Annotated in this window: 1 protein-coding gene; it reads left to right on the forward strand. The window is 44.1% G+C overall.

The features are described 5' to 3' along the window. Window positions 1-140: 140 nt before the first annotated feature. Window positions 141-415: hypothetical protein (locus ACWIUO_RS13905; protein WP_454178477.1), on the forward strand; the 275-nt coding region annotated here is incomplete at its 3' end.

The following is a 415-nucleotide window of genomic DNA, read 5'->3' on the forward strand; positions in this document are numbered from 1 at the left end:
GCAAATCTATCACGCGGAGGGTTTAGCACAGATTCTAATGCTTATGGGGGTTTTGGATACTATGAGCTAAACGGGGGATTTGGTGGAGTTGGGGGGTTTGGCAATGTAAGCGGGAATCTTACACGAGGGGGGTTTTAGCAATGAGTGTTTTTAGCAAAACAATAGAATCTATCATAAAATCTTTTGGCAAAGAAGCTGGCAAAGCTAGCAAAGAAGCTGGACAAAACGCCACAAAAAGCGCAAGCAAACAAGCCTTAGAATCTAGCCCAAAACCTCCAAAAGCTAGCAAATCCACGCACGCCACGCCACACACCCCCCAAGCCCAAAAATCCACAACAAATAACGCTATAATGCCAAATCAAAATCCACAAAGGCAAGATATGCAGGCAAATCCCAAAAATCCCTCCAAATCTAT

Source organism: Helicobacter sp. T3_23-1056 (assembly GCF_053654535.1).